Here is a 23,968-nt window from a genome sequence, read left to right on the forward strand (position 1 = left end):
ACCGCCGAGCTCGGCAGGATGGTGGTCGAGCGCGCGGCCGCGCGCCTGGTCGCGCTCGTCGACGAGATCGCCCGATATCCGCTGGCGGCGGTTGCGACCCGCACCGCGTTTGATCGGCCCCGGCCGATCTGACCACGACAGGAGCCGACGCATGGCATTCGGTATCGCGCAACTTGCCAGGGCCAAGGCCTTTCGCATCGCGCCGAACGACACGAACTATTTCGCAATCCTGTTCGATCATACGACCGATCAAATAGACAACATCTTCGTCATCGAGATTTTCCGGCCCGGCGGCGCCACGCCGCCGAACGAGCACGCCATTGCGCATGAATTCTTCCACGTCCTGCACGGCGAAGGACTTGCGAGCTGCGACGGCAGGACGGTGCCGATCCGGAAGGGCGATTCGCTGCTGCTGCATCCAGGCTCCGAGCATGTGATCGAGAATACCGGTGCCGGCAAGCTCTACACGCTCACGGTGATGACGCCGAACGAGGGATTTGCGGAGCTGATCCGTGGCGGCGAGCCGGTCGAGCTCGATGCGGAGGATATTCGCGTGCTGCAGGGGCACCAGGCATGAACTTCGCTCCCCGCCATGACCCGGCCGCCGAACCGCTGACGCCGTTGGGCTCGAGCGAGCGCAACCGCTGGCTGGTGTCGGACAGCCGCGCCGATTTGGTGCGACAGCCGGCCGCGCCGCGCCCGGTTACGCTCCGGACCGACGGCAAGGTGATTTCGATCGACCTTGCGCGCAGCGCAATCATCATCGTCGATATGCAGAATGATTTCTGCCATCCGGACGGCTGGCTGGCCCATATCGGGGTCGACATTGCGCCGGCGCGTGCACCCATCGAACCGCTACGGCGTCTGCTGCCGGTGCTGCGCGATTGCCGACTGCCGGTGATCTGGGTCAACTGGGGTAACCGGCCCGACCGGCTCAATCTCAGCCCGGCGCTGCTGCATGTCTACAAGCCGAGCGGCGCCGGCGTCGGGCTCGGCGACGCGCTGCCGCGCTCCGGGGCGAGAGTGCTGGAGCGTGGCAGCTGGTCTGCCGCCGTCGTCGAGGAACTCGCCGTCGGCTCCTCCGATATCGAGGTCGCAAAATACCGGATGTCGGGTTTCCAGGATACCGAGCTCGACAGCATTCTGCGCAATCTCGGCGTCACGACGCTGATGTTTGCCGGTGTCAATGCCGACCAGTGCGTGCTATGCACGCTGCAGGACGCCAATTTCCGCGGCTACGATTGCCTGCTGCTGCAGGATTGCACGGCCACGACGTCGCCGGAATATTGCCTTGCCGCCACGCTCTACAACGTTCGCCAGTGCTTTGGCTTTGTCGTCAGGTCGGACGAGGTACTGTCCGAGCTCAGCCAAGTGCAATGCAGCCGGGGCGAGACATCGTGAGCGAAGTTTCAGCCGGCGCACTGGACAGGCTGGTCGCCGATCTCGGCGACATGACGGTGATCAGCGACCACAAGGTGGTGCGGCGCCGTTCGCGCGACTTCTTCTGGTACAGCCCCATCCTGAATGATCTGCTGAATGATAAATCAGCAGACCTGATCGTCGTCCCGCGGGACGAGCGCGACGTCCTTCGGCTTGCCGCAGCCTGCGCGCGCCATCGCGTGCCGCTGACAGTCCGCGCCGGCGGTACGGGAAACTATGGTCAGGCCGTGCCGCTCAAGGGCGGGGTGCTGCTGGATATCATGGCGTTGTCAGCCATTGAGTGGACGGCGCCCGGAGCGATACGGGTTGGCGCGGGCGCCAAGCTCAATGCCATCGACGCCGACCTGCAGCCGACGGGCTGGGAACTGCGCATGCATCCATCCACCAAGCGCACGGCGACAATCGGTGGCTTCGTTGCCGGCGGCTCCGGCGGCATCGGATCCGTGACGCATGGCGGATTGCGCGAACCGGGCAATATCCAGGCGGCGCGGGTCGTCACCGTCGAGGAAACGCCCCGGATCATCGAATTGCGCGGCGAGGCGGCACAAAAGATCAACCGCGCCTATGGCACCACCGGGATCATCACAGCACTGGAAATGCCGCTGGCTCCAGCCTGGCGCTGGATCGACGTCGTCGTCTGCTTCGACGACTTCCTGGATGCGGTGGCGGTCGGCTACGAGGCAGCTCTTGCCGATGGCATCACGAAGAAGTTGCTGTCGCCGGTCAGCTGGCCGCTTCCGTCCTACTTCGGTGCGTTGAGATCATGCGTGGCCGAGGGACAGAGCATCCTGATCGCGATGATCGCCGAGCCGTCGCTCGAAAGCTTTAAATCGTTGCTCGGTCGTCGCGGGACCATCACGCTGGAGACCCCGACCGATGACGGCCCGGGCCAGGTGCCGCTCTACGAATACACCTGGAATCACACCACGCTGCAGGTCCTGAAGTCCGATCGCACCGTCACCTATCTGCAATGTCTCTATCCGCATGATGCCCTGATGGAGAAAGTTGCCGAGATGAGGGCGCTGTTTCCCGATGAGGTGCTGCAACATCTCGAGTTCATCCGCTTTGGTGGCCGGGTCACCTGCAGCGGCTTGCCGGTCGTTCGCTACCGCGGCGCTGAACGGCTGAACGAAATCATCCGGATGCATGAGGAGCGCGGCGTTTTCATCGCCAATCCGCACGTCTACACGGTCGAGGACGGCAGCCGCTACAAGCGCGCCGACGCCGATCAACTGGGCTTCAAGCGCGAGGTCGATCCGCACAATCTGCTCAATCCCGGCAAGATGCGGAGTTTCGTCGCTGCCGGGTCCTGACATGCGCGTCCTCTATGTCTACTGCCATCCGCTTGCCGACAGCTTCCACGCCGCGATCCGTGGGGAAGCGCTGGCTGGGCTCGCCGAAGCCGGCCACGCCGTTGATCTGCTCGATCTCTATGCGGAGGGGTTCGATCCGATCCTGACGGCCGAACGTCGGCGCGACTACCATGATCCCGTGCGCAACCGGCACAACAATCAGGCCTACGCCGATCGCCTGATGGCGGCCGACGCGATCGTAGTACAGTTTCCGACCTGGTCGTTCGGGCCGCCGGCCATGCTCAAGGGCTGGTTCGATCGCATGTTCGGCCCCGGCATCGCGCTCGATCTGTCCGATCCCGCGCGGGCGCGGCCGATGCTGCATCACATTCGCCGCATCTCCGGCATTGCGACCTACGGCCGCCCGCGCTGGCAGGCGATTGCGATGGCCGATCCGCCGCGCAAGCTCATCAAGCGATATCTGCCGTGGTTCACCGGGGCAAAGGCGACGACGCGCTATCATGCGCTCTATCACATTAACGTTGCAACGCCGGCCAAGCGTGCGCACTTTCTGGCCAAAGTCAGGCACGAAATGCGCCGGTTCTAGAGCCTGTTCCGTCCCAAGACGCGCCTTCTCCGCGAAACGAGATGCGCTTCGCTCGGAAGCTCTCTAGCTCGGGTCCGGCGCGGCCGCGACCGCTTCGATCTCGACCAGGAATTCCGGCCGGCTGAAGCCGGACACGATCATCAGGGTCGAGGACGGCGGCGTCCCGGGAAATTGCCGGTCACGCGACCGCATGTAGCCCTGCATGTGCTCGCGGTCCGTCACATAGGCGTTGAGCCGGACAATGTTCGCCAGCGTCATCCGATCTTCGGCGAGGATCGCTGCGATATTCGCAAAACAGAGATCGGACTGCGCCTCGCTGTCCGCAGGAATTGTCTCGTCGCTACCGATGCCGAGCTGCCCGGACGTGAACACCAGGCGGTGTCCGGCCGGCACGACGATGCCGTGGCTGTATCGTGCGAACGGGGGACGAATTGCATGAGGGGAAAGCGCGCGCAAGCTCATCGCCACAGGCTCAAAAGTTGTCATTGCTGCTACGAGCTTAGGCCAAGGCGCCGACGCCGGCATGCCGAAATTTGGCTGATCGGCGCCGCCATTTGGTGCCCCTTGCTCAAAAAATCGGCGTTGCCGGAAAGGCAACGGATCGCTCGAATCAAAATGCTTTCGGGCGACAGTGGTCGCGTGCATCCTGAGCTCATCGAGGATGCGGTCCGTGCGCGAGCACATTCCCGTCCAGACAGTATTGACGTCATCCGCAGCCGGCATTCACCGGACGATCAAAGGTAGCCACGATGGCCATGACGATTGCCTCCCGAACGATTGCTTCCGCCCTGGTGGGGACCGCCATGTTTGCGATGTCTTTCGTACCTGCTCTGGCCGCCGACAAGGTCACCTTCCTCACCAGCTGGTTCGCGCAGGCCGAGCATGGCGGATTCTACCAAGCCAAGGCGACCGGTCTCTATGACAAGGCCGGTCTCGACGTGACCATCAAGATGGGTGGTCCCCAGGTCAACGGCACGCAGCTTCTGCTCGCAGGCGATGCGGATTTCATCATGGGTTACGACATCCAGGTGATGAAAGGACGCGAGCAGAACCTGCCGCTCGTGACTGTCGCATCGTCGTTCCAGTTCGACCTGCAGGGGATCATGACCCATGATGACGTGCCGGACCTTGCCGCGCTGAAGGGCAGGCCGGTGCTGATCGCGGGATCCTCGCGGGTGACGTTCTGGCCGTGGCTCAAGGCCAAATACGGTTACAGCGACGACCAGATCCGGCCCTACACGTTCAACCTGCAGCCTTTCTTCGCTGACAAGACCATGGCACAGCAGGCCTACCCGTCATCCGAGCCATATCAGGCGCAGGAGCAAAAGGAGAAGGTGAAGTTCTTCCTGCTGGCCGACGGCGGGTATCCACCCTACGGCTCGACAATCGTGACGACTGAGAAAATGGTCGCCGAGAAGCCGGACGTGGTGGCTCGCTTCGTCAAGGCGTCGCTCGAAGGTTGGCGCGACTATTTGCAGAATCCTGCTCTGGCCAACGGCCTGATCAAGACCGACAATCCCAAGATGACCGACGGGCAGATCGCATTTGCGATCGAGAAGCTCAAGGAGAGCAAAGCGGTCGACGGCGGCGACGCGGCGAAGCTCGGGATCGGCATCATCACCGCCGAGCGCTACAAGCAAGTCTACGACTTCCTGGTGGCCGGCGAACTGCTCGATCCCAAGACCGCCTGGCAAAGGTCGTTTGACGACCGTTTCGTCAAGGATCTCAGGATTGGCGTGAAATAGGAGCGTCCATGAACGTTCTGCCGCCGCCCTACACGTTCGACGACGACACCGAACCCATGGCGACCTCCGAAGGCCGCCCGCCCGTCGTCGAGGTGCTCTCGGCGGAGAAGCTGTTTCCGAACGGCACGCGGGGCCTTGCGCCGATCGATCTCACGATCGCGGACGGCGAATTCCTGACGCTGATCGGCCCCTCCGGCTGCGGCAAGAGTACGTTGCTCAAGCTGATCGCCAACTTGATCGAGCCAACCGACGGTCGGCTGTTGTGGTGGCGTGGCGACCACCGCCAGGTCGGGCAGCAGGGGAGGCGGCTCGCCTTCGTGTTCCAGGAGCCGACCCTGATGCCCTGGGCGCGTGTCGAGGCCAATGTCCGACTGCCTCTGGAGCTTGCCGACATGCCCGGGGTGAAGGCGGCCCCGCTGGTCGAGGATGCGATCGCGCGTGTCGGCTTGTCGGCGTTCAGTCAACACTACCCGCGGCAGCTGTCGGGCGGCATGAGGATGCGGGTATCAATCGCCAGGGCGCTGGTGACGCAGCCCCACCTCCTCCTGATGGACGAGCCGTTCGGCGCGCTCGACGAGTTCACGCGCAACAGACTGGACGACGATCTGGTTCGGCTGTGGTGGGAACGCAAGCTCACGACGGTGTTCGTCACCCACTCGATCTATGAGGCTGTGTTTCTCTCGACCCGGATCATCGTCATGGCTGCCGGTCCCGGCCGCATCTTCCGCACCATGACGATCGACGAGCCGCAGCCGCGTGAGGTCGGGTTTCGCGACAGCCCGAAGTTCGCCGCCTATTGCCGGGAGCTCTCGACCTGGCTCGCTGAAGCTTCGCTGCCGCGGTCGGGCGGGGGCGAAGCATGAAGCCGCTCCTGCAATCGGACGCCTTCGTCCGGGTCGCGGCCCCGGTCGCCGTCGGGATCGTGCTGTTCGGCCTGTGGGAGGCCAGTTTCCGCCTAGCCTCCGTTCCCGTGTACCTGTTTCCCAAGCCGAGTGATATCTTCATAAGTCTTGTGCAGCACGGGCCGTCGCTGCTGCGTGCCCTGCTGGTGACCTTGCGGGTGACGCTGCAGGCCTTCATTGCGGCGACCGTGTTCGGCACCCTGATCGCATTCATGTTTGTGCAGAGCCGGGCGATCGAGGTCAGCCTGTTTCCCTATGCGGTGCTGCTGCAGGTGACGCCGGTGGTCGCGATTGCGCCGCTGATCATCATCCTCGTGAAGAACACCCAGCTGTCGCTGACGATCTGCGCAACCCTGGTCGCGCTATTCCCGATCATCTCGAACACCACGCTAGGTCTGCGCAGCGTCGATCCAGGCCTTGCCAATTATTTTCGGATGAACCGGGCCAGCCGCTTGAAGACCTTGATCAAGCTTCGCATCCCGGGCGCGTTGCCGTACTTTTTCGGCGGGCTGCGCATCTCGAGCGGCCTCGCGCTGATCGGCGCGGTGGTCGCCGAATTCGTGGCGGGCACGGGAGGGCGGTCTTCAGGCCTCGCCTATGAGATCCTCGATGCCGGCTTCACGCTCGATATTCCCCGCATGTTCGCGGCGCTGTTCCTGATCACGTTGACCGGCGTCGTGCTGTTCACCGTCATGGCGGCGCTTTCGCGGTTTGCGTTATCAAACTGGCACGAAAGCGAGATCCGGGCCGAGACATGACATCAATGCTGATCGAGAATGCGGCCGGGATCTTCACAGGCCTGTCAGGCGATGCGATGCGAACGACGGGTGCGATCCGGATTCGCAATGGTGTGATCGTCGCAATCGGCATGCTGCAGCCGGAGCCAGGCGAGCGCAGGCTCGACGCAAAAGGCTGCGTGATCTATCCGGGTCTTGTATCGACTCATCACCACATGTTCCAGAGCGTGCTGAAAGGCGTCCGCGAAGGCATCAATCTTCCGCTCGCAGGGTGGCTGCGTTCGGTGCCCTACCGCTTCTGGTCGGCCATCGACGAGGAGGCTTTGGCGGTTGCCGCGCGGATTGCGCTCGCCGAACTGCTTCTGTCGGGTACCACCACGGTCGCCGATCACCACTATCTGTTCAGCGACACGTTTCGCTTCGATCCGGCGCAAGTGATTTTCGAAGTTGCCCGCAGCCTCGGCATCCGCCTCGTGTTCTGCCGCGGGGGCGCCACCGTCAGCCGCCATTTCGATACCGATCAGTCCGTGCCGATGCCGGTCGAAACGTTGGACCGGATGCTGCAATCGGTCGAGGCCTGTGCGCAGCGCTTCCACGATCCGTCACCGGACAGCCTGACCCACGTCGCGCTGGCGCCGACCACGCCCACCTGGTCGCTGGATCCTGGCGAGTTGCGCGAGGTGATCGCCGCCGCGCGGCGAATGAAGCTGCGGCTGCACAGCCATCTTTCGGAGACGTCGGATTATGTCGACTTCTGTTTGTCGGTTCATGGCAAACGGCCAGTCCACTGGCTCGCAGAGCACGACTGGCTCGGCGAGGACGTCTGGTTCGCGCACCTCGTACATCTCGATCCGGAAGAGGTGGCGATCCTGGCCCGCTCCGGCACCGGCATGGCGCATTGTCCGCAATCCAATTGCCGCCTCGGTTCCGGCGTCGCGCCGGCGGACGCGATGGCGCGGCTGGGCGGCGCGGTGTCGCTCGGCGTGGATGGTGCAGCCTCCAACGAGGCGGCCGACATGATCAGCGAGATGCATAGTTGCTGGCACACACATCGCGCCGTGAAGGGAGCCGACGCGGTGACCGCGGAAGACGTCGTGCATTGGGCCACTGCGGGAGGTGCGCGCGTGCTGGGCCTGCCGCGGATCGGTACGCTGGCGCCAGGCCAGCAGGCCGATATCGCCATCTTCAGCCTGGACCAGCCACGCCACTTCGGCATGCACGATCCCATGATCGCGCCGGTGACGTGCGCAGGTTCGGCGCACGTTCGCCATTTGCTGGTCGGTGGTCGCCCGGTCGTCGAGGACGGCGCGATTCCCGGCCTCGACATGCAGAAGCTGAAATTCGATGCGGCCCGCGTTGTCTCGCGTCTGGCTGCCTGAACCGCGGAGGAAATGATGCTCGCTACCAAGCAACCCGTGCTGCGCCGCTTCTGGTACGCAACGATGCCCGTCGACCATCTCAGGGAGGGCCCGCAGCCGTTCACCCTGCTCGGGGAGCCGATCGTACTGTTCCTGGATGCCAATGGCGAGCCGGCCGCGCTCGAGGATCGCTGCTGCCATCGCACCGCCAAGCTGTCGAAAGGCTGGTGCAACAACGGGAATATCGTCTGCGGCTATCACGGTTGGGAGTACGACCGCGACGGCAAGCTGGTCATGGTCCCGCAGTTTCCCTTCGAGCAGCCGATTCCCGATGCCAGGGCGCGCTCGTTCCGGGCCAGCGCACGGTATGGTTATGTCTGGGTCGCTCTGGATGAGCCGCTGCGCGGCATTCCCGACATTGCCGAAGAGAACAAGGCGGGCTACCGCCGCATCCATCAGTTCTATGAAAAGTGGGACACGGCGGCGCTCCGCCTGATGGAAAACTCGTTCGACAATGCCCATTTCGCATTTGTGCACAAGGGGACGTTCGGCGACATCAATCAGCCAAAGCCCGAGAAGTACGAGATCACCGAAACCGAGGATGGCTTCGACGCCGAGACGATCATCACCATCCGCAATCCGCCGAACGCTTTCCGGATCAGCGGCACAACCGATCCAGCCACGAAACGTCATCAGCGCAACAAGTGGTTCATGCCGTTCTGCCGCCGCCTCGACATGGAGTATCCGTCCGGCATTCGTCACATCATCTTCAATTGCGCGACGCCGATCTCTGATGGCCAGATCCAGGTCGTGCAGCTGCTGTTCCGCAATGATACCGAAGCCGATTGCTCCACCCAGGAGCTGATCGATTGGGACGCCGCCATCATCGCAGAGGATCGCGAGATGCTCGAATCGACCGACCCTGACGCGATCGTCGACATGAGCCGGAAGCTCGAAATGCACATGCCTTCCGATCGGCCCGGAATGATCATGCGAAAGCGCCTGCTCGAGCTTTTGGGCGAGCACAACGAAAAGGAGCAGCCGAGGGAGAGGGTCGCTTGAACCGAGGCGAACTTCCGTCGTTGAGGCCCGGAGAGCCTGCGTTGCTTCGACGGAAGCAGGTCTGGCAATTCACCGACAAGATTGGCCGCACGCTGCCTCCGACGCATAGGGCATAGACCGATCGATGCGCCCGGGACTTGGAGTGGTTCTGTGAGATACACGGCGGGTGTTGTTCGGACCGCGCTCGTGCAGGAGTGCCTTCGGGAGATCCGGCTCTGGCCGGGATGTGAAGCCGTGGAGGAGGTCGGCGTGCTTGGAGACCCCTGCGGCGGCTTCTCGGTTCATGTCGTCCAGTACGGCACTGCAAAAAAGTGGCTCGCTGATCGCGCCATTCGTTGCATCACACGTGAGAAGCTCCGGTGGTACCACCTTGAAGCAGAGTAGCCATGTCCGACGGTGAAGCCATGTTGTTGATCGGCTCGCGCAGCGAGCCGTTGCGGGCGCGACTTCGGCCGGACGGGCAGGCATCAGGCCGAAGTTGTCTTGGCGCGCCAGAGTCTGGAGTTGGACTAGTGTCCGGCCGGAGCCGAATAGCCGCCGGTGTAATAAGAGGAAACGGGGCTGTTTACCCTGGGTTGCTGCCAGGCCGCATAGGCGTCGGTCGGACGGGACTGCGATTGCTGAACCGGTGCAACCTGTGGCTTGCGATGGCGCTCCGAGGCCATCGCGCTTTGTAAGGTCGATCCGAGCAGCAGACCGGCCGTCACGACGTAAACAACGCGAGTGTTTTTCTTCATTGGGTTCTCCCTTGGGCTCCTGGCCGGAGGAATCGTTCGGCCTGGTTTTCCGCAAATAGTGCTTGCAACAGGGTTGCTTAGCCCGGCGGCGATCACGAAGTGGTGCGCAAAATAATTGGGCGCGACTAAACTTTTGGCAGGGTCTATCGTTGGCAGACTCCAATCGCACGCGCGCAAACCATCCGAGAACACACAGCCGATGAAGACGAAAATCTTGTTAGTCATGCTGTTGGCCGCTTCGCCGGCGGCGGCCGAGACGCGGCCGGCGCCCAAAGCCGTTCCGAAAGCTGCGGCCGCACCAGCAGACATTTGCGCCCCGATCGGCCGGACTGCGAAAGGCGAGCTGGTCTATTCGATGAAGTGCCAGGACGTGCCGGTCGCTGCAGCGCCAGCGGCCGAGTCCAAGGAAGCTGCGCCGCCGCCCGAACCGGAAACGCAGCGGACCGGATTGTTCGGTTTGTCCTACGACCGGCGGAAACAGGGAGACTAGTGCATTGCAGCGTGCCGTGCATCGCGCGGAATGACCCTGCGCGCCGCATGTCGAAGAGCCATCCATCGAATGGACCAGCGGACGAATTCATGACGACGTTGATTGATCTCAACAATGCCAGCCGAGATGACTTTGTCGCGGCCCTCGCCAATGTCTTCGAGCATTCGCCGTGGGTTGCCGAACAGGTTGCGATGAAGCGGCCGTATGCCGGGATCGCTCAATTGTTCATGGCGATGAAGGCGGCGGTCGAGCAGGCACCGGCCGAACTGCGACTGGCACTGATCAAGATGCATCCCGACCTCGCCGACAAGACGCAGCGTGCAGCGGGTCTCACCGATGATTCCTTTGCCGAGCAAAATAGCGCGGGGCTCGATCGGCTGTCGGGTGCGGAATACGATGCGTTTCAGCGCGTCAACAATGCCTACCGCGCGAAGTTCGGATTTCCTTACATCGTCTGCGTGCGGCGCCACACCAAGGATTCCATTCTACGTGATTTCGAGCGACGCCTGCCGAACGACATCGCGGTCGAAATGCAGACCTCGGTGGACGAGATCTGCCGCATCGCGGCCCTGAGGCTCGACCAGATCGTGATGGCTGACGACCGGCTTGCCGTTCACGGGCGTCTCTCGACCCACGTGCTGGATACCCACAGCGGCAAGCCCGCTGCCGGGATTGCAGTCGAGCTGATCGAACTCGCGGGGCTGGGCACGAGCCGCGTGGTGACGCGTGCCTTGACCAACGCCGACGGCCGGACGGACCAGCCCTTGATTGGCGGCCGTCCCGTTCCGGCCGGGACGTACGAGCTGCTGTTCAGCGTCGGCGACTATTTCGCCAGGCGCGGCGTGCCTTTGTCTGATCCACCGTTCCTTGACCGGATACCCCTGCGCTTTTCCGTCAGCGAACCCGAAGGCCATCTCCATGTGCCGCTGCTCGTGACGCCGTGGAGCTACGCGACCTATCGTGGCAGCTAGTGTTTCGAGCGAAGTGAGCTTCGGCTGGTGAAAAGAAAACTCGTCAACCGGAATCCGGGCCTCCGTTTTGATTCCACCGAAGCGGCCCTCGGTGCACAAGCGCAAGCGGTGGACGGTTGCTGAAAGGTTCGGCAAGCATGGTGAAGAATCCGGCAGCGATAGCCGTGCTGTGGATGCCGCTAAATCCGGTGATCGGCATTCTTTATCCGTCCACAGTGCGTGGCATGGGCTTGCCGATGGCACGAACGTTGCTCGATACTGGCTGCGAGAGGCGGCGGGCGTTGCTGGCCTGGTGCCATTGCTGGAGACTTTGACGTGTCGCTGATCAAGAACCGATATGGCAAGGGCCGGGTCCGCGTGATGCGGATTCACCGTGACGGAGAGCGGCAGGAGGTCAGTCAATTGAGCATCAGGGCGATGCTCGAAGGCGATTTCGCTCCCACCTTTACCCACGCCGACAACAGGATGACGGTCTCGACCGACACCATCAAGAACATCGTCAACATCGTGGCGCGCGAGAACACCGGTCTTTGTGCCGAGGAATTCTGCCAGGTCCTGGCGAGCAAATATCTCGAGACCTATCCGCAGATTTCATCCGTCGCGATTACTTCGCACGAGACCAAATGGAGCCGGCTGAGTTTCGACGGCAAGCCACATCCACACAGTTTCGTGCTCGACGCCAACGGCCGTCCGACGGTTGAAGTCACGATGACGAGCACCGGCGGGCCGGCGCTGGTTTCGGGCATCGATGGGTTCGCATTCATGAAGTCGACCCAGTCGGGCTGGGAGAACTATGTCAAGGATCGCTACACCACGATCCCGGAGACCGCAGATCGCATCTGCGCGACCAGCATGGTCGCGTCGTGGACATGGTCCGCGAAGCCCGAAAGCTATCCGGCAGCGAATTCACATATCCTCGATACCTTGCTGAAGGTCTTTTCGACAACCTACAGCAAGAGCGTGCAGGACAGTCTATACCGCATGGGAGAGGCGGCACTCGCAGCGGTATCCGAGATATCCGAGATCAGCATGGCTTGCCCGAACATGCACTTCATCCCGATGAATCTTTCGCCTTTCGGACTGGACAACAACAACGACGTGTTCCTCCCCACCGACGAGCCGCATGGCCAGATCGAGTGTACGGTGGGGCGGAGATAGGGGCTGCCCAAGACATTAGCCGAATTTCTTCAGCAACTCCGGAAACAGCCGGTCAGGCTTGAAGGGAACGTCGGTAAAGCGGATGCCGGTGGCGTCGGCGATGGCGTTGCCGAGCGCGGCGGCGACGGGGTTGTAGGGGCTCTCGCTCATCGATTTCGCTCCCATCGGGCCGACGCTGTCGGAGGTGTCGGCAAAATAGACGTCGGTGCGCGGTACGTCTGCAAAAGATGCCAAGTGATAGTCCCGGAAACTTGGATTGATCACGCGGCCGCCGCTGTCGATCACCAACTCCTCAAAGAGTGCCGCGCCCAGCGATTGCGCCACGCCGCCCTCGACCTGACCGCGGCACTGCATCGGGTTGGCGACACGGCCGGCATCGGCGGCCTGCACGCTCCTCAGGATCTTGAGCGCGCCGGTACCCTTGTTCACTGCGACGCGAAACCCCTGCACGTTGAATGCGACCGAACGCGGCGTTCCCTCCGACGTACCGCTGGCTTGCAGGACCTGGCCGCTGCCGCGCGCCGAGCGCGCAAGCTCGATATAGGGCAGTCGCTGCCTGCCGCAGATCGCGTGATCGGCCTCCAGCACGCACGTGCCAGGATCACCTCCAGCCAGACGGCAGGCCAGCGCCCTCAAGTCGCCCGCCAGATTCTCGGCCGCGGCCTGAGTCGCGCTTCCGGCCACGAAAATCCCCGCGCTGCCATAGGCGCCGGTGTCGTGGCCGCCATGCGCGGTGTCGGATTGTCTCAGGCGGATGCGATCGACCGAAGTGGCGAGCGCGGTGGCCGCGATCTGGCGATGCACCGTGCTGGTGCCGTTACCGAATTCCGCGGTGCCGACGGTCAGCTCGAAATGCCCGTCGTGGCAGAGCCTAATCCTGCAATCCGCGAGGTGGCCGGCGGGTGGTACGGTATCGATCATGGTCAGCGCGATGCCGTCGCCGACCAGCCAGTCGGCGGAGAGCTGCGGTGCGGGGGTTTCCGCTGACATCGCGCGCTCAACCAGGTCGAGACACTGGTCGAGGCCGTAGGAGCCATACGTCACGTCGTGATATTCGGAGCCGGGTGGCGAGAGCATCGGGTCGCCTGGCCTGACGACATTGCGACGGCGTATATCGAACGGCGAGATGCGGAGCTGTTTGGCGAGTTCGTCGATGGCCGCCTCGACGGCGATCAGCGTCTGCGGCAGACCATAGCCGCGGAAGGCGCCGGCCGGCAGCGTGTTCGTGTAGCTGGCAATCGCATCAACCTTCTTGTTCGGGCAGTTGTAGACGCTGATGCATTCGCTGACCGCGTGGAAGAGCACAGGGCCTGCGTGATTGCCATAGGCACCCGTGTTCGAGAGCACATCGAGCTGCAGGGCTGTCAGATTGCCGTCCTTGTCGGCCCCCGCCTTGACTGTCACCCGCATTGGATGCCGCGTCGAGGTCGCCGTGAATTGCTCTTCGCGTGTGAGTTCGAGCTTGACCGGCCGCCCGGTGCGGAGCGCGGCGAGCGCCAGGATGTCCTCGACGAGCATCTCCTGCTTGCCGCCGAAGCCGCCGCCGACGCGCTCGCAGAACACCCGGACCTTGTCCGTCGGCAGCTTGAAGAGGCTGGCCAGCGCGCGGCGGGTGAGGAATGGGACCTGCGTGCTGGAACGGACGTTGAGCACGCCCGAGGCGTCAAGCCATGCCAGCCCGCCATGGGTCTCCAGTGCGGCGTGCTGGACGCGCTGGGTGGTGAAGGTCCCCTCATAGGTGACAGCAGCCTCGGCGAATCCGCGTGTGACGTCGCCAAACTCGCCATGCGTTTCGGCGACAATGTTGCGCGCGGCATTGGCGACGCGATGCGCGGCCGTCTTGTCGGCATGAATCGCCGGAGCGCCCGCGGCGATAGATTCGGTGGGATCGAACACGGCGGGAAGGATCTCATACGCGACCTTGATCAGCCGGCAGGCATTTTCCGCGGCGGCTTCGCTGTCCGCCACCACAGCTGCGACCTTCTGACCGATGAAGCGGACGGTCGTGTCGAGCACCCTGGTGTCATCGGGATCCATCCAGTCGCGCTCGTGGCGCGCGGTCGAGAACAGGCAATCGGGCGCGTCCTCATGCGTCAGCACCGCGTGGACGCCGGCGGCCTTCAGCGCATCCGTCTTGTCGATCGCGACTATTCTCGCGTGGGCGTGAGGAGAACGCAGCAGCTTGATGTGCAGCAGGCCGTCGATCGTCGTGTCGAAGGTGTAGGGCGCTGCACCGCGCACGATCAGGGGGCCCGCGGGGGCGGGCAGGCTGCGGCCAAAGGCCGTGCCGGGCGTGGCATCCTCTATGTTGGTCTTGCCGTCGAGCGCGTCCTGGATCGAACGATAGCCGGTGCAGCGGCAGATATTGCCCTTTAACGCCGCATCCAGGTCCTGCCGTTGTGCCTGGTTCAGCGAGGCACCGGTCAGGATCATGCCGGCAGTGCAGAAGCCGCACTGAAATCCCTGCGCATCGAGAAACGCCTGCTGCAGCGGATGCGTGCCGGTGATGCCGGCAAAGCCCTCGATGGTGGTTATTGCATGGCCGTCGGCGCGGAATGCCGGGATCAGGCAGCTATGGACCGGCTCGCCGTCGAGCAGCACCGTGCAGGCGCCGCAGTCGCCGGCATCGCAGCCCTTCTTGACGCCGAGATGGCCGAGCTCGCGCAGGAACGTGCGCAGGCATTGTCCGGCACGCGGTGGATTCGAGAACGTCTTGCCGTTGATCTCGAACGTCATGGGTGCGCCTGCAATTCGTCGCGGATCTCCTCGGCAAGCCGCAACGTCATGTGCTTGCGCCACAGCGGCCTGCCATGGACGTCGGCGTGGTAGAGGCCATCCGCAATGAGCCGCTGGATCGTGTCGCGGAGTTGGTCGGCACGAGGCATGGCAGGAAACGACAATTGCACCGGCCGCACCGTCGAGGCGGTGACGGTCAGTGTGAAGCTGCCGTTGTTGTCGACGCTGCCGATCAGCAGCGCGGCTGAGCGGCCGACTGGCGTCAGCGAAATCTGGCGGAATGCCGAGCGCCGCTTCAGGGCAGCGATCGGGATATCGATTTGCCGCAGCAGGTCACCGGGGGCCAGCACGTTTGCATGATCGCCGGTCACGAAGTCCATGACCGGGATGGTTCGCTCGCCGCCGCTCGCCGTCCAGATCGTGCACACGCCATCGAGCGCCGAGGTCAGTGAAATCATCGGTCCCGCCGGGAGCGACATGCAGATGTTGCCGCCGACGGTCGCGGTCTTCCAGATCTTGAACGAAGCGAGAAAAGCACGGCAGCACTGGTTGATCAGCGGCGCGGCCATCCAGTCCGGCGGGCAGGCCAAGGCATCGAGCTGCGCGACCGTACAGGTCGCCGCAATGCTCAGATGCGTGTCACCAATCGTGAGGGCCGGCCAATTCAGCTCAGCGAGATCGATCAGGCGGATGAGATGCACCTGGGGCTCCGAGAACAGCCAGGTCCCGCCCGCGAGCCAGGCATCGCCTGCCGTCCAAACGGGCAGTTGTGCCCGCGAGAGCGGATGGACAACCTCGGTGATGGTGTTCAAGTCCATGGATACGCCAGCGCTTTCAACGAGATGCATCATTGACTATGAAGTCCTGCAAGAGCAACGCCAAGTCTCGCGGGACGTGGGACGGTCCTTGCAGGTCAGGAATGGCGTTCGCCGGCTCGGGAGACGAAAATGATGGATCAAATGCAGGCAATCTGGATCAAGGATCCCCTGTCGATTCTGGCCAACGGAGCCGAACGCGGCGTTGTGGTCTATGGCGGCAAGATCGTCGAGTGCGTGGGCGCCGGGCATCAGCCGACGACGGCGAATGTTGCGGTCTACGACGCGAGCGCCCATGTCGTGCTGCCCGGGTTGATCAATACCCACCATCATTTCTATCAGACGCTGACGCGGGCGCTGCCGGCTGCGATGGATCGCGAGCTGTTTCCCTGGCTGCAGGCGCTGTATCCGGTGTGGGCGCGACTGACCCCGCAATCGCTCGAACTCGGCGTCAGCGTCGCGATGTCCGAGTTGCTGCTGTCTGGTTGTACCACGACCACCGATCACCACTACGTGTTTCCGGCGGGCCTCGAGGAGGCGATCGACATCGAGGTCGCGGTGGCTAGGCGGCTGGGTATCCGTGTGCTGCTCACCCGCGGCTCGATGAATCTCTCGCAGCGCGACGGCGGGTTGCCGCCAGACAGTGTGGTGCAGGACGAGGATGCGATCCTTGTCGACAGCGAGCGGCTGGTGTCGAAGCATCACGAGCGCGGCGAGGACGCGATGGTGCAGATCGCCCTGGCGCCGTGTTCGCCGTTCTCGGTGACGTCGTCGCTGATGCGCTCGACCGCCGATCTCGCCGGCAGGCTCGACGTCCGGCTGCACACGCATCTTGCCGAGACCGAGGACGAGAACAGGTTTTGCCAGCAGATATTTGGCTGTCGCCCGCTCGATTACCTCGAGCAGTGCGGATGGCTGAATGCCCGGACCTGGCTGGCTCACGGCATCTTCTTCGATGCACAGGAGATGAAACGGCTGGCCGGGGCCGGAACGACCATTAGCCATTGCGCCTGCAGCAACCAGATCCTGGCGTCCGGCTGCTGTCCGGTCTGCGAGATGGAGGAGGCCGGCGTGGTGATCGGGATCGGTGTCGACGGCTCGGCGTCGAACGACGGATCCAACCTGATGCAGGAGGTCCGCGCCGCGTTCCTGCTGCAGCGTGCCCGTTACGGCGTAACGAAGGTCAGCCACAAGGATGCGTTGCGATGGGCGACCAGGGGCTCGGCTGCCTGCGTCGGCCGTCCGGAACTGGGCGAGATCGCCGTCGGCAAGGCGGCTGATCTCGCGCTGTTCAAGCTTGATGAGCTACGCTTCTCCGGCTCTGGCGACCCACTTGCCGCGTTGGTGCTTTGCGGCGCACATCGTGCTGATCGGGTGATGGTCGGAGGGAGATGGGTCGTGATCGACGGAGCCATTCCCGGGCTCGATGTCCCGGACCTCATCCGACGTCACAGCGCAGCTGCGAATGCAATGCACGCGGGATAGCGCGCAAGGAAACTCGGGCCGGATCACCCGAGCCCGAGCCTGGCCGTGATCGGGTCTATTTCCCGGGGAGCTTGTCGTCGATCCCTTTGACGTAGAAATTCATGCCCAGGATCTGAGTGTCCTCGAGGTGATCGCCGCCCTTGCATTCGACGTCCTTGCCGTCCTGCGTGACGACGGGGCATTTAAATGGATGCAGCTTGCCCGAGGCGATAGCGGCCTGAGTGTCCTCCGCCATCTTCTTCACGTCGTCGGGCATGTTGGTGTAGGGAGCCATCTCGAACATCTTGCTTTCGAGGCCTCCCCAGGTGTCTTCGGATTTCCAGGTGCCGGCGAGCTCGGCCTTGACGCGCTCAATGTAGTAGGGCGCCCAGGTGTCGAGGATCGAGGTCAGCTGCGCCTTGGGACCGAACTTGATCATTTCAGAGTCCTGGCCGAATGCGAGCTTGCCGCGTTCGCTTGACACCTGCATTGCAGCCGGGCTGTCGGTGTGCTGCATGATCATATCGGCGCCCTGGTCGAGCAGGGCCTTGGCGGCGTCGGCTTCCTTGCCGGGATCGAACCAGGAGTTCACCCAGATGATCTTGACCTTGATGTTCGGGTTGATGGTCTGGGCGCCCAGCATCGTCGCGTTGATGCCCGACACGACCTCAGGAATCGGGAACGAGCCGATGTAGCCGAGCACGCCGGCCTTCGACATCTTGGCCGCGATCAGGCCCTGGATGTAGCGGCCCTGGTACCAGCGCGCCGAATAGGTCGACATGTTCTTGTCGCGCTTGTATCCCGAGCAATGTTCGAAGTGCACATTGGGATATTTCTTCGCGACCTTCAGCGTCGGATCCATGTAGCCGAAGGATGTGGTGAAGATCAGCTTGTTGCCGGCACGCACGAGCTGTTCGATCGCGCGTTCGGCGTCCGGTCCTTCCGGCACGTTCTCGAGGAATGTCGTTTCGATCTTGTCGCCAAGTTCCTTCACAAGAGCCTGGCGCGCCAGTTCGTGCTGATAGGTCCAGCCAAGGTCGCCGACCGGTCCGAGATAGATAAAGCCAACCTTCAGCTTGTCGGCGGCCCAGGCGCCGCTGTTGATGCATCCGGCCAGGAGTATCGCTGCCGCCGCAAATAATGTTCTCTTCATCTCAATCTCCAAACGGGGAAACCATAGTTCGGAACGTGGGCGCCCCATCGCGGCACGTACCGACATCAAGCTAGCGGTCCGGCACGAATACGGTTCCGAGCGCAGCGGGCGCCGTCGAGCCGCCGGTGCGCGCGCGCGAGAGCAGAACCAGAACAATGATGGTTGCGAGATAGGGCAGCGACGACATGAACTGAGATGGAATTCCGATGCCGGCGCCTTGCGCGTGGAGCTGAAGAATGGTGACGGCGCCAAACAGGTAAGCTCCGACGACCAGCCGGGCCGGCCGCCAACTCGCGAAAACCGTCAAGGCCAGTGCGATCCAGCCGCGGCCTGCGGTCATGCCGGGAATGAAGAAGGGCGTGTAGGCGAGCGGCAGATAGGCGCCGGCAAGCCCGGCGCAGGCGCCGCCGAACATCACCGCATAGAGCCGGATCCGGAGCACCGGATAGCCCAACGCATGGGCGGAGACGTGGTTGTCGCCGCAGGCGCGCAAGATCAGCCCGGCCCGCGTCCGATACAGGAACCACCAGACGCCGACCACCAGGGCGATCGAGAGATAGACAAATCCGTCCTCTCCAAACAGGATGCGCCCCGCCAGCGGAATGTCGCTGAGGCCCGGAATGTGGAGATGCGGCGCCGGCGTGATGCGTTCGCCGACGAAGCCGGCGCCGATCAGGCCGGACAATCCGATTCCGAGGATGGTCAGCGCGAGGCCGGTCGCGACCTGGTTGACCGCGAGCCCGAGCGCCATCAGCGCAAAGATCAGCGACATCAGGATGCCGGCGACCATGCCGCAGAGCGCGCCGACGATGATCGAACCGGAGAGCCACGCGCCGCCGAAGCCGCAGGCCGCGCCGACGATCATCATGCCTTCGACGCCGAGGTTGAGCACACCCGAGCGCTCGGTCACGAGTTCGCCGGTGGCTGCGAGCAACAGCGGCGTGGAAGCCGCCAGCACCGACAGGATGATGGCCTCAATGAGCCCCACTTTGCACCTTTGGCGATGAGGAAATAAGCCGAAAGCGGTAGAGGATCAGGGAATCGCAGGCGAGCACGTAGAACAGCAGAATGCCCTGGAACACCTTGGTGACGTCCAACGGGATTTTCATCGCGATCTGGGCCTGCTCGCCGCCGATAAAGGTCAATGCGAGGAACAGTCCTGCAATTAATATTCCAATTGGGTTCAGTCGCCCGAGGAAGGCGACGATGATCGCAGTGAAGCCATAACCTGGCGAAATACCGGGCTGCAGATGGCCGACCGGGCCGGCCACCTCGATGATGCCGGCGAGCCCGGCCAGCGCGCCGGAGATTGCAAAGGTCAGCAGCACCAGCTGGTTGGCGTTGAACCCGCCGAACCGCGCTGCCCGCGGCGCGGCGCCGACGACCCGGATCTCGAAGCCCTTGATGGTCCTGCCGAGCAGCACCGCGCCGGCGGCCACCACGAACAGTGCGATGATCGAGCCAAGATGCAGCCGGCCGCCTTCGATCAGCGTCGGCACGGTTGCCACCGGATCGAACTCGGCCGTGGTCGGGAAGTTGAAGCCTTGCGGATCACGCCAGGGACCGCGCACGAGATAGTCCAGCAGGAGGTCGGCGACATAGACCAGCATCAGCGAGGTCAGGATCTCGCTGGCGCCGAACCGCACCTTGCAGATCGCCGGAATCAGTGCGTAGAGCGCGCCCGCGGCCGCGCCGAGCACGAGCATCGCCGGCAACACCCAGTGGCCGGCATCGGTGCCCTGGGTCTTCACCGCGAGCCAACTCCCGGCCACCGCGCCGATCAGGAATTGGCCTTCGGCACCGATATTCCAGGCGTTGGCGAGATAGCACAACGACAGCCCGATCGCGATCATGACCAGCGGCGTCGCCTTGACCGCGATTTCCTGCAGGGAGTAGCCGTCGGTCAGAGGGTCGATGAAGTAGACGGCGAGCGCGGCAATCGGATTCTTGCCGAGCACTGCGAACACGATGCACAAGGTGGCGATCGTGAGTCCGATTGCGATCAGCGGCGAGATGAGCGCGATCGTGGCCGAGCGCTCGGCGCGCTTCTCAAGCACGAGTTGCATGAGGTGTCTCCGGAGCTTCGATGCTGCTGCCGCCCATCAGCAGGCCAAGTGTCTCGCGGCTGGCTTCGGCGGTTGGCACGGGGGCCGACAGGCGGCCATGGAACATCACGGCGATGCGGTCGGTGATTTCGGCAAGTTCATCGAGGTCCTGGCTCGTCACCAGCACCGCGGCGCCGCCTGCGGCAAGATCGAGCAGGGCCTGCCGGATCACGGCGGCCGCACCCGCGTCGACGCCCCAGGTCGGCTGGTTCACGATCAGCACGACGGGATCGCGGAGGATTTCGCGGCCGACGATGAATTTCTGCAGGTTGCCGCCCGACAGGCTCGCCGCCTCCGGGTCGCGCTTGGCTTTGCGCACGTCGAAAGTCTCGGTCGTGCGGTCGACGGTCTTCAGGGTCGCGGCCGTGTTCACGAAGCCATGAAGCACCATATTGCCGATGGCGTGGCCGGTCAGGAGGGCGTTTTCCGAGAGCCGCATGCGCGGCGCCGTGCCGTGGCCGAGCCTTTCCTCCGGGATGAAGGCCGCACCCAGCTTGCGGCGCCTGGTGATCGACAGGTGACCCGCCGCGTGCCCGTCGATCACGATCGTGCCCGGGTCTTTCGCCAGCCGCTCGCCGGAAAGGGCTGCGAACAGTTCGTCCTGTCCGTTACCGGCAACACCGGCGATGCCTAGAATTTCACCACCCCTGAGCTCGAACGAGATGTGCTCGAGCCGTATGCCGTGCGGATCGTCGGGTGTGAGGCTGAGATCGTTGACCAGCAGGCGAGGCACGGTGATCTGGCGGCTCGCCGCAGCCTTCACTTCCATGATCTCGCCGCCGACCATCATGCGCGCAAGTGACGCCGCGGTCTCAGCCCTGGGATTGCAGGTCTCAACCTTCCGTCCGCCGCGCAGGATCGTTGCGGTGTCGCAGAGCCGCTTCACCTCGTCCAGCTTGTGGCTGATGTAGAGAATCGCGCGGCCTTCGGCCTTGAGGCGATTGAGCACGATGAAGAGCTGATCGGCCTCCTGAGGTGTCAGCACGGCTGTCGGCTCGTCGAGGATCAGGAATTGTGGATTCTGCATCAGCGCGCGCACGATCTCGATACGCTGCCGCTCGCCAACCGAAAGCTGCCAGACCTCTCGCTTCGGATCGAGTGGAAGTCCGTATGTACGCGACACCTGCTCGAGGCGCGCCGACATGTCCTTGAACGGCTCCTTGCCGTCGAGGCCGAGCGCAACATTCTCGGCGACCGTCAGATTGTCGAACAGCGAGAAATGCTGGAACACCATGCCGATTCCATGTGCGCGCGCATCCGATGGCCCAGACAGCACGATCGTCCTGCCCTGCCAGCGGATCTCGCCCTCGCTCGGCTGGATCAGGCCGTAGATCGTCTTGACCAGGGTGGATTTTCCGGCGCCGTTCTCGCCGAGCAACGCATGGATCTCTTGCGGCCGAATATCGAGATCGATCTTGTCGTTGGCGAGAAACGAACCGTAGCGCTTGGTCAAGCCGACCGTCTGCAGAAGCGGCGTGGCACCTGTGTGCTGCGCGGCAGATGTCGTGTCTGGCATCCCGGGATATCGCATGCGTGGAGAGAGGAGCCGCAATAGTGGGCCAGTTTTCACGCACGCGTAAGTAGGGAAAAAGCGCCAGTGCTTGCTCAAGGCTTTGGCACGGTTGAATCGCTCCGTAAATTTGCGGGGTCGACTGTCAGTCGGCCTTGCTTCCACGTCCGTGGAAGTTGTTGCAGAAATGTGACTGTCGATCCAATTCGAAAGTGGAGCGGTCAACGATGACGCAAAGTTGAGCAGCGTGTCACCGCAGGATTCCAGCGGATTTCCCGCGCCCCGGCGTTACGTCCCCGTGCTGTGCGCAAATGTCGCGGAAGTCGAGCAATGATGGGCATAATTTGAAAAATCCAGAATTCCGTCGAAGCGAATTTTGCGGCCGTCAACCGCTACAGGACTGGCCCAACCAGACTGATCTCGCGGAGGTTGCTGATCAAACACGCGTCAGCGCGTGGAGAAACTTCGGGCTTCCCGTTCGCCCCGAAGCTGCGCCACGCTCCTGCATCAGCACGAATTCGTTGCGTTCACTCCTGGGGGTCTTTCACAATGTTCAACATCCGCCGAACCATGTCGGCCGCGGCACTATCATTGGGGTTGATGCCGGTCGCTAACCTTGCAAGCGCCGCAGATCTGCCAGTCAAGGCACCCAAGCCGGCAGCTGATCTGCCATTCTTCCTGGTCATCGACGACCGCGTGACCTACTCCTACATCTTCTCCGGCACGGATCCGGGCGTATTCTCCGTCCGCCCTGACGGCAGCATCAACGGAAAGACCGCCAAGCAGGTCTACTCGTTCACGCATTTCGATATCTGGGCCTATGGTCAGAACTTCTTCACGATCTCGATGTACAAGTCGGATCATAACGACCCGGCGTCACCGTGCTCGAATGTCGGCGTGACCATCACGGGAGCTCCGGCAACCTGCGCCGGTGCGACCGAGATCTACGGCCTGTTCCGCTCGACCTTCGGCTGGAATCAGATCTTCAACACGAAGGCGTTCAGCATGGGGCCGCTGAACAACATCTCGTTCGAAGTCGGCATGGACGCCAACACGGAAAACAACTTCCTGGCGCCCGCCAAGCGTGACGTCGTCGCCGGTCTCCAGTTCGAATTCAATCTTCCGTACAAGGGTTACATCAACGTGTCGCCGTTGATGTACTACGAGTTCCATAACCACAATGCGTTCGACCAGTGCGGTCTGTTCGGCCCGGGTGTACCCGGCGTGAGCTGCCTCAGCGACGGCAATACCAAGTTCAAGCCGACCTGGGCCGTCGAAGTAAACTACTACATGGATCTCGGCTTCCTGCCCGAGAACATGCAGTACTTCTCGATCAGTGGTCGCGCAGGTTGGTACGGCAAGAAGGGCACCGAGAACGAACCGATGGCGTTCAATCCGGTTACCAACATCAGCACGGCCGTCGAGCTCAACTCCGAACCGATCCGTCTGACCTTTGACGCGAGCAAGGCGCTCTGGGGTCCGAAGTATTCACATTTCGTGGACGTCTGGGTAGCCTACCGGTATTGGCAGAACAAGTTCGGCCTCGATCACGCCAAGAGCGTCGTCTGCAATGTCTCGCCCGGCGTCAGCAACAATTCCTGTACCGAAGAATCGCTCTACTCCGGTATCTCTGTGAAGTTCTGATCCACCCGATCCGTTCCACGGGTGGCTCCTGGTGGCGCCGCG

The 23,968-nt window shown here is 63.1% G+C and carries 22 protein-coding genes; 14 read left to right on the top strand and 8 right to left on the bottom strand.

Annotated elements, in window-relative coordinates; genetic code table 11:
- The first annotated feature begins 151 nt into the window (after positions 1-151).
- From H8B02_RS10785 to H8B02_RS10800, 4 genes are read left to right on the top strand one after another with little or no spacing between them, the layout of a single operon-like run.
- Complete coding sequence (locus H8B02_RS10785) at positions 152-577, top strand: cupin domain-containing protein (RefSeq protein ID WP_229166228.1); 426 nt, start codon at positions 152-154, stop codon at positions 575-577.
- Positions 574-1,401 (top strand): cysteine hydrolase family protein, encoded by an 828-nt coding sequence (locus H8B02_RS10790; protein WP_229166229.1) that lies wholly within the window; start codon positions 574-576, stop codon positions 1,399-1,401. The genes H8B02_RS10785 and H8B02_RS10790 overlap by 4 nt, the downstream gene beginning before the upstream one ends.
- Positions 1,395-2,753: an FAD-binding oxidoreductase gene (locus H8B02_RS10795; protein ID WP_376711640.1), complete on the top strand. Its 1,359-nt coding sequence runs from the start codon at positions 1,395-1,397 to the stop codon at positions 2,751-2,753. Before H8B02_RS10790 ends, H8B02_RS10795 begins: the two co-directional genes overlap by 7 nt.
- 1 nt (position 2,754) lies before the next feature.
- Entirely contained in the window at positions 2,755-3,339 is a 585-nt protein-coding gene (locus tag H8B02_RS10800) for an NAD(P)H-dependent oxidoreductase (RefSeq protein WP_229166230.1), read from the top strand.
- A gap of 63 nt (positions 3,340-3,402) precedes the next feature.
- On the opposite strand, the gene H8B02_RS10805 is transcribed toward H8B02_RS10800, so the two are convergent.
- On the bottom strand, positions 3,403-3,801 hold the full coding sequence (locus tag H8B02_RS10805; protein ID WP_229166264.1) for a RidA family protein: 399 nt from the start codon (positions 3,799-3,801) through the stop codon (positions 3,403-3,405).
- Positions 3,802-4,142: 341 nt separating this feature from the next.
- Between H8B02_RS10805 and H8B02_RS10810 the strand changes: the two genes are divergently transcribed.
- The 5 genes from H8B02_RS10810 to H8B02_RS10830 are packed head-to-tail and all read left to right on the top strand — an operon-like array spanning position 4,143 to position 9,143.
- Positions 4,143-5,084, top strand: coding sequence for an ABC transporter substrate-binding protein (locus tag H8B02_RS10810; protein ID WP_229166231.1), 942 nt, complete (start codon positions 4,143-4,145; stop codon positions 5,082-5,084).
- Between the two features lie 8 nt (positions 5,085-5,092).
- Positions 5,093-5,947, top strand: coding sequence for an ABC transporter ATP-binding protein (locus H8B02_RS10815; protein ID WP_376711638.1), 855 nt, complete (start codon positions 5,093-5,095; stop codon positions 5,945-5,947).
- Positions 5,944-6,744 carry an ABC transporter permease gene (locus H8B02_RS10820; RefSeq protein WP_229166232.1) on the top strand — a complete coding sequence of 267 codons (801 nt, stop codon included), beginning with the start codon at positions 5,944-5,946 and terminating at the stop codon, positions 6,742-6,744. The genes H8B02_RS10815 and H8B02_RS10820 overlap by 4 nt, the downstream gene beginning before the upstream one ends.
- Positions 6,741-8,102: an amidohydrolase family protein gene (locus H8B02_RS10825; RefSeq protein ID WP_229166233.1), complete on the top strand. Its 1,362-nt coding sequence runs from the start codon at positions 6,741-6,743 to the stop codon at positions 8,100-8,102. The genes H8B02_RS10820 and H8B02_RS10825 overlap by 4 nt, the downstream gene beginning before the upstream one ends.
- A gap of 15 nt (positions 8,103-8,117) precedes the next feature.
- Positions 8,118-9,143, top strand: a complete 1,026-nt coding sequence (locus tag H8B02_RS10830; protein WP_229166234.1) for an aromatic ring-hydroxylating dioxygenase subunit alpha — start codon at positions 8,118-8,120, stop codon at positions 9,141-9,143.
- 509 nt (positions 9,144-9,652) lie between these two features.
- On the opposite strand, the gene H8B02_RS10835 is transcribed toward H8B02_RS10830, so the two are convergent.
- Entirely contained in the window at positions 9,653-10,189 is a 537-nt protein-coding gene (locus H8B02_RS10835) for a hypothetical protein (RefSeq protein WP_229166271.1), read from the bottom strand.
- On the opposite strand from H8B02_RS10835, the gene H8B02_RS10840 reads away from it, so the two are divergent.
- The 3 genes from H8B02_RS10840 to pucL all read left to right on the top strand — a co-directional run bounded on the left by H8B02_RS10840 (position 10,080) and on the right by pucL (position 12,499).
- Positions 10,080-10,370, top strand: a complete 291-nt coding sequence (locus H8B02_RS10840; protein ID WP_229166235.1) for a hypothetical protein — start codon at positions 10,080-10,082, stop codon at positions 10,368-10,370. The two genes, H8B02_RS10835 and H8B02_RS10840, sit on opposite strands and share 110 nt — an antisense overlap.
- 89 nt (positions 10,371-10,459) lie before the next feature.
- Positions 10,460-11,341 (top strand): 2-oxo-4-hydroxy-4-carboxy-5-ureidoimidazoline decarboxylase, encoded by an 882-nt coding sequence (uraD, locus tag H8B02_RS10845; RefSeq protein WP_229166236.1) that lies wholly within the window; start codon positions 10,460-10,462, stop codon positions 11,339-11,341.
- 315 nt (positions 11,342-11,656) lie between these two features.
- Complete coding sequence (gene pucL / locus H8B02_RS10850) at positions 11,657-12,499, top strand: factor-independent urate hydroxylase (RefSeq protein ID WP_229166237.1); 843 nt, start codon at positions 11,657-11,659, stop codon at positions 12,497-12,499.
- Between the two features lie 15 nt (positions 12,500-12,514).
- Here pucL and H8B02_RS10855 read toward each other — a convergent pair whose 3' ends face one another.
- Together H8B02_RS10855 and H8B02_RS10860 are read right to left on the bottom strand one after the other, a co-directional pair.
- The gene (locus H8B02_RS10855) at positions 12,515-15,235 is read right to left on the bottom strand and encodes a molybdopterin-dependent oxidoreductase (RefSeq protein ID WP_229166238.1); all 2,721 of its coding nucleotides are present in this window, start codon (positions 15,233-15,235) and stop codon (positions 12,515-12,517) included.
- Positions 15,232-16,053 carry an FAD binding domain-containing protein gene (locus H8B02_RS10860; RefSeq protein WP_229166239.1) on the bottom strand — a complete coding sequence of 274 codons (822 nt, stop codon included), beginning with the start codon at positions 16,051-16,053 and terminating at the stop codon, positions 15,232-15,234. Before H8B02_RS10860 ends, H8B02_RS10855 begins: the two co-directional genes overlap by 4 nt.
- Before the next feature lie 132 nt (positions 16,054-16,185).
- On the opposite strand from H8B02_RS10860, the gene H8B02_RS10865 reads away from it, so the two are divergent.
- Entirely contained in the window at positions 16,186-17,535 is a 1,350-nt protein-coding gene (locus H8B02_RS10865; protein ID WP_229166266.1) for an 8-oxoguanine deaminase, read from the top strand.
- A gap of 55 nt (positions 17,536-17,590) precedes the next feature.
- Here the strand turns inward: H8B02_RS10865 and H8B02_RS10870 are convergent, their stop codons facing one another.
- The 4 genes from H8B02_RS10870 to H8B02_RS10885 form a co-directional block, all read right to left on the bottom strand.
- On the bottom strand, positions 17,591-18,667 hold the full coding sequence (locus H8B02_RS10870) for a BMP family ABC transporter substrate-binding protein (protein ID WP_229166240.1): 1,077 nt from the start codon (positions 18,665-18,667) through the stop codon (positions 17,591-17,593).
- 70 nt (positions 18,668-18,737) lie between these two features.
- Positions 18,738-19,655 (bottom strand): ABC transporter permease, encoded by a 918-nt coding sequence (locus H8B02_RS10875; RefSeq protein ID WP_212316714.1) that lies wholly within the window; start codon positions 19,653-19,655, stop codon positions 18,738-18,740.
- Entirely contained in the window at positions 19,642-20,733 is a 1,092-nt protein-coding gene (locus tag H8B02_RS10880; RefSeq protein ID WP_092122242.1) for an ABC transporter permease, read from the bottom strand. The genes H8B02_RS10875 and H8B02_RS10880 overlap by 14 nt, the downstream gene beginning before the upstream one ends.
- A complete protein-coding gene (locus tag H8B02_RS10885; protein ID WP_229166241.1) occupies positions 20,717-22,288 on the bottom strand; it encodes an ABC transporter ATP-binding protein in 1,572 nt (523 codons plus the stop codon). The genes H8B02_RS10880 and H8B02_RS10885 overlap by 17 nt, the downstream gene beginning before the upstream one ends.
- 543 nt (positions 22,289-22,831) lie before the next feature.
- Between H8B02_RS10885 and H8B02_RS10890 the strand changes: the two genes are divergently transcribed.
- The gene (locus H8B02_RS10890) at positions 22,832-23,926 is read left to right on the top strand and encodes a hypothetical protein (RefSeq protein ID WP_229166242.1); all 1,095 of its coding nucleotides are present in this window, start codon (positions 22,832-22,834) and stop codon (positions 23,924-23,926) included.
- Positions 23,927-23,968 lie beyond the last annotated feature (42 nt).

It is taken from the genome of Bradyrhizobium altum (assembly GCF_020889705.1).
GTDB classification, from domain to species: Bacteria; Pseudomonadota; Alphaproteobacteria; order Rhizobiales; family Xanthobacteraceae; genus Bradyrhizobium; species Bradyrhizobium altum.